Origin of the sequence: Meridianimarinicoccus roseus (assembly GCF_003172915.1) — a bacterium.
Taxonomy (GTDB): Bacteria; Pseudomonadota; Alphaproteobacteria; order Rhodobacterales; family Rhodobacteraceae; genus Meridianimarinicoccus; species Meridianimarinicoccus roseus.
The window spans coordinates 1-3,764 of the sequence record NZ_QGKU01000057.1; the positions used below are offsets into that span (position 1 = coordinate 1).

1 protein-coding gene and 3 pseudogenes are annotated in these 3,764 nt (G+C 63.8%); all 4 read left to right on the forward strand.

The genetic code is table 11. The annotated features are described in order from the left end of the window. The first annotated feature begins 94 nt into the window (after positions 1 to 94). Positions 95 to 1,291, forward strand: coding sequence for an IS256 family transposase (locus DKT77_RS17905; protein WP_109809696.1), 1,197 nt, complete (start codon positions 95 to 97; stop codon positions 1,289 to 1,291). Between the two features lie 58 nt (positions 1,292 to 1,349). Next, a pseudogene (locus DKT77_RS17910) lies at positions 1,350 to 2,324 on the forward strand (IS110 family RNA-guided transposase); the annotation flags it as partial. 231 nt (positions 2,325 to 2,555) lie between these two features. Then, positions 2,556 to 2,840: pseudogene (locus DKT77_RS17915) on the forward strand (integrase core domain-containing protein); the annotation flags it as partial. Between the two features lie 122 nt (positions 2,841 to 2,962). Further along, a pseudogene (locus tag DKT77_RS17920) lies at positions 2,963 to 3,764 on the forward strand (IS110 family RNA-guided transposase); the annotation flags it as partial.

The window sequence follows — 3,764 nt, forward strand, 5'->3', positions numbered from 1 at the left end:
AGCGCAGCGCGCGGCCGGCGGTGACGCTGGCGGCCATCGCCGGTCTTCGGAGAAGGTTCGGGTTGCGAAACCTGGAACCGAACCGGAGACGACGATGACCGACGATAGAATGACCCTGATGGAGCTGGTGGAGAAGTCCGCCGACGAGGATCTCGTCCGCGACATGCTCGCCTATGCCGCCGAGCGGCTGATGGAGATGGAGGTCGAGGCTGCGACGGGCGCGCCAAAAGGAACGCGCACACCGGCGCGCACCACGCAGCGCAATGGATACCGCGAGAGAGGCTGGGAGACCCGCGCCGGCCGGATCGACCTGGCGATCCCGAAGCTGCGCAAGGGCAGCTACTTCCCGAGCTTTCTCGAACCGCGCAGGACGGCGGAGAAGGCCCTCGTGGCCGTCATCCAGGAAGCCTATGTGCACGGCGTCTCGACGCGCGCCGTGGACGATCTGGTGCGTGCCATGGGCGGGAGTGGCGTGTCTAAGAGCCAGGTGAGTCGGCTCTGCGCCGAGATCGACGAGCGCGTGCTGGCATTCCTCACCCGGCCTCTCGAGGGCGCCTGGCCCTATCTCTGGCTCGATGCAACCTACATCCGGGTGCGCGAGAACGGCCGGATCATCAGCCGTGCCGTAATAATCGCGGTGGCGGTCAACGGGGACGGCCGACGCGAGGTGCTCGGCGTCGCCACCGGCCCCTCCGAGGCGGAGACGTTCTGGACTGGCTTCCTGCGCTCTCTCGCCGATCGCGGCCTGCGCGGCGTGAAGCTCGTCGTGGCCGACGATCACAAGGGGCTCAGGGCCGCAGCCCGCCGAGTGTTCGATGCGACCCACCAACGGTGTCGCGTGCACTGGCTCAGAAACGCGCTCGCCCATGCCCCGGCCAAGAGCCGCACCGCCGTGGCCGCAATGCTCAAGACGATCTTCGCCCAGGAGACCAAGGCCGAGGCGGAGACCCAGTGGGACGCCATCGCCGACGCCCTCCGTGAGAAGAATGACCGGCTCGGCGCCATGATGGACGCCTCCCGCGACGACGTGCTCGCCTACATGGACTTCCCCAGGGAGCACTGGGCGCAGATCAGCTCGACCAACCCGCTTGAGCGCGTCAACAAGGAGATCAAGCGCCGTTCCAATGTCGTCGGGATCTTTCCGAACGACGCGGCCATCATCCGTCTGGTCGGCGCGCTGATGATCGAAACCAACGACGAGTGGGCCGTCGCGCGCCGTTACATGGGGCTGGAGTCGCTGGCCCGCATCACCGATACTCACAACGTCAGACTGCCCGCCGTGGCGACCTGACCAACTCGAGCCTCTCCGAAGGCCGGCCCTCTTACACCACGCCGCGGGGCACTACCCTCGCACGCGGGAGGCCCTGCACAACAGCTGGGATAAGAACGACCCGAAGGACGCCCAGGTCATCCTGCACATGCTGGAGATCGGCGCCGTGCAGTTCTTTCGCGATCCGATAGTGGTCGGGACCGCCGACATCCAGGAGCTGTCGAAGACCCACGAGATTGTTTCACGCTCGAAGACCGAGTTCTGGCACCGCATCCTGACCCACTATCTGCCGCTGTACTTCCCCGAGGCCGAACGATTTCATCGGAGCGCGCGGACGGATTGGGTCCTGGCCTTCTTGGAGAAGTACCCATCGCCGCACATGATCTCGGCCATGGGCCGGGGCGCCTTCATCGCGGATGCCTGGGACGTCGTTGGCCGGAAGGTGTCCAAAGAGCAATTTTTTTCAGATGTTTATGCGACGGCCGCTGGTTCGGTTTGACTTCCAGTCCACCCGAACTCCGACGCGGTCCGCATGTTCCGCCTCGTGCTCGCCGAGGGTCGGAGCCTTGTCCGCCAGCGTGACGAGATTGATGCTCGAGCCGTCGAACTCCTCTCCGACTTGCCCGACTATCAGTTGCTGACGACCATTCCCGGCATCGGCCCGATCAACGCCCTGACCATCCTGGCCGAAGCTGGCGATCTGCGCCGTTTCCGCCATCACCGCCAATTCCTGAAGTTCTGCGGTATGGATCTCGCCACCGTGCAATCCGGCATGTTCCGCGGCCAGAGCCGGATCTCGAAGTATGGCAATGCCCGGCTCCGCCGAACCTTCTGGATGGCTGGTCAGGTCGCCGTCCTCAAACGCACCAACAGCTTCCGCGACACGTTCGAACGCTACATCTCGAAAGACCGACACAACGCACATCTGCGCCGCAAGGCCTACACCGCGATCGCGGCCAAGATGGCGCGCACCGTGCACGCCGTGGTCAATCACGGCGAACCCTATCGCCCCTTCTTCGAGGGGGTGAGCCCAGGCGGAAGGACCTCTCTCTGACGAGCCGTGGACGCAGCTTGCTGACCTCGTAGATAATGTTCAGGTCTTCCGCTTGGGATTTTGGATCTCGTCTTAAGGACGGTGAGGGCCGCTACGCTGCGTACCCTGTGTTTGCTATGGGAGAGACCGCTTCTTGACGGCGGAGACCGCTTGGGCAACCATATAAGGGCATTCGGGACACCGGATGCCCCATGACCTGCTGACCTAAGCAGCCAAATCTTCCCGTCATAGGACGGCTCGCCTTACATCGCGAAAGACACGCGGATCTTCGCAAACCAACTTGGCCTGAAGTCCTGCTTCACGCCAGTTCAGAGCCCGCAAAGCAACGGGATCTCAGAGGCTTTAGTGAAGACCCTGAAACGCGACTACGTCCAGGTGACGCCGTTGCCAGACGCACAGACTGTTCTCGGATTGATCGGCTGCTGGATCGAGGACTACAACGAGAACCACCCGCAATCAGGGCTGAAAATGCGCTCGCCCCGCGAGTTCATCGCTGCTCAAACCGCAACTGCCTGAGTGTCCGGTGAAAAAGGGGGGCAAGACCAATGAGTCCTTCCGGGGCGTTGATGATGTGACCGCCCCCCGACGGCATCAATGTTCCAAGGTGGGTCTGCGATTATCCACAAAGGAGGACGGTCATGTCGGAGATTATCACGGTCGGGCTCGACCTTGCGAAGAATGTGTTTCAGGTGCATGGAGCTGACGGCGCGGGGCGCGCAGTTTGGCGCAAGAAGCTTCGGCGCGGCCAGGTTCTGGAATTCTTCAGCCGGCTGCCGTCGTGCGTTGTCGCGATGGAAGCGTGCGGCGGCGCCCACTTCTGGGGCCGGGAGATCGGCAAGCTCGGCCACGATGTGCGACTGATCCCGCCCGCCTATGTGAAGCCTTTCGTAAAGCGGCAAAAGAATGACGCCGCTGATGCTGAGGCGATCTGTGAAGCGGCGACCCGTCCGACAATGCGCTTCGTGCCCGTGAAGAGCGAAGAGACCCAGGGGCGGCCATGGTGTTCCGCATCCGCGAACTCCTCATCCGGCAACGTATGCAAGCGATCAATGCCTTGCGCGGACATCTGGGTGAGTTCGGGCAGGTCGTGCCGCAAGGCGCAGCCAATCCGTCGAAACTGATTGCGATCGTCGAAGACTCGGGAAGTGGCTTGCCCGCCGATGCCATCCCGACACTCAAGGTCCTGATCGCGGCGCTGGCGCAGTTGGAGGCCGAGATCGGCACGCTCGATGCCGAGATCGCCCGTCGCGCCAAGGAGAACGAGGTCGCGCGACGGCTGATGACGGTTCCGGGCATCGGGCCACTGATCGCCACGGCCATCGCGATCCTCGCCCCGCCGCCCGAGCATTTCCGCAAGGCCCGGGATTTTGCCGCCTGGCTGGGTCTGGTGCCGCGGCAGCATTCGACCGGCGGCAAGCAGCGGCTCGGGGCCACGACGAA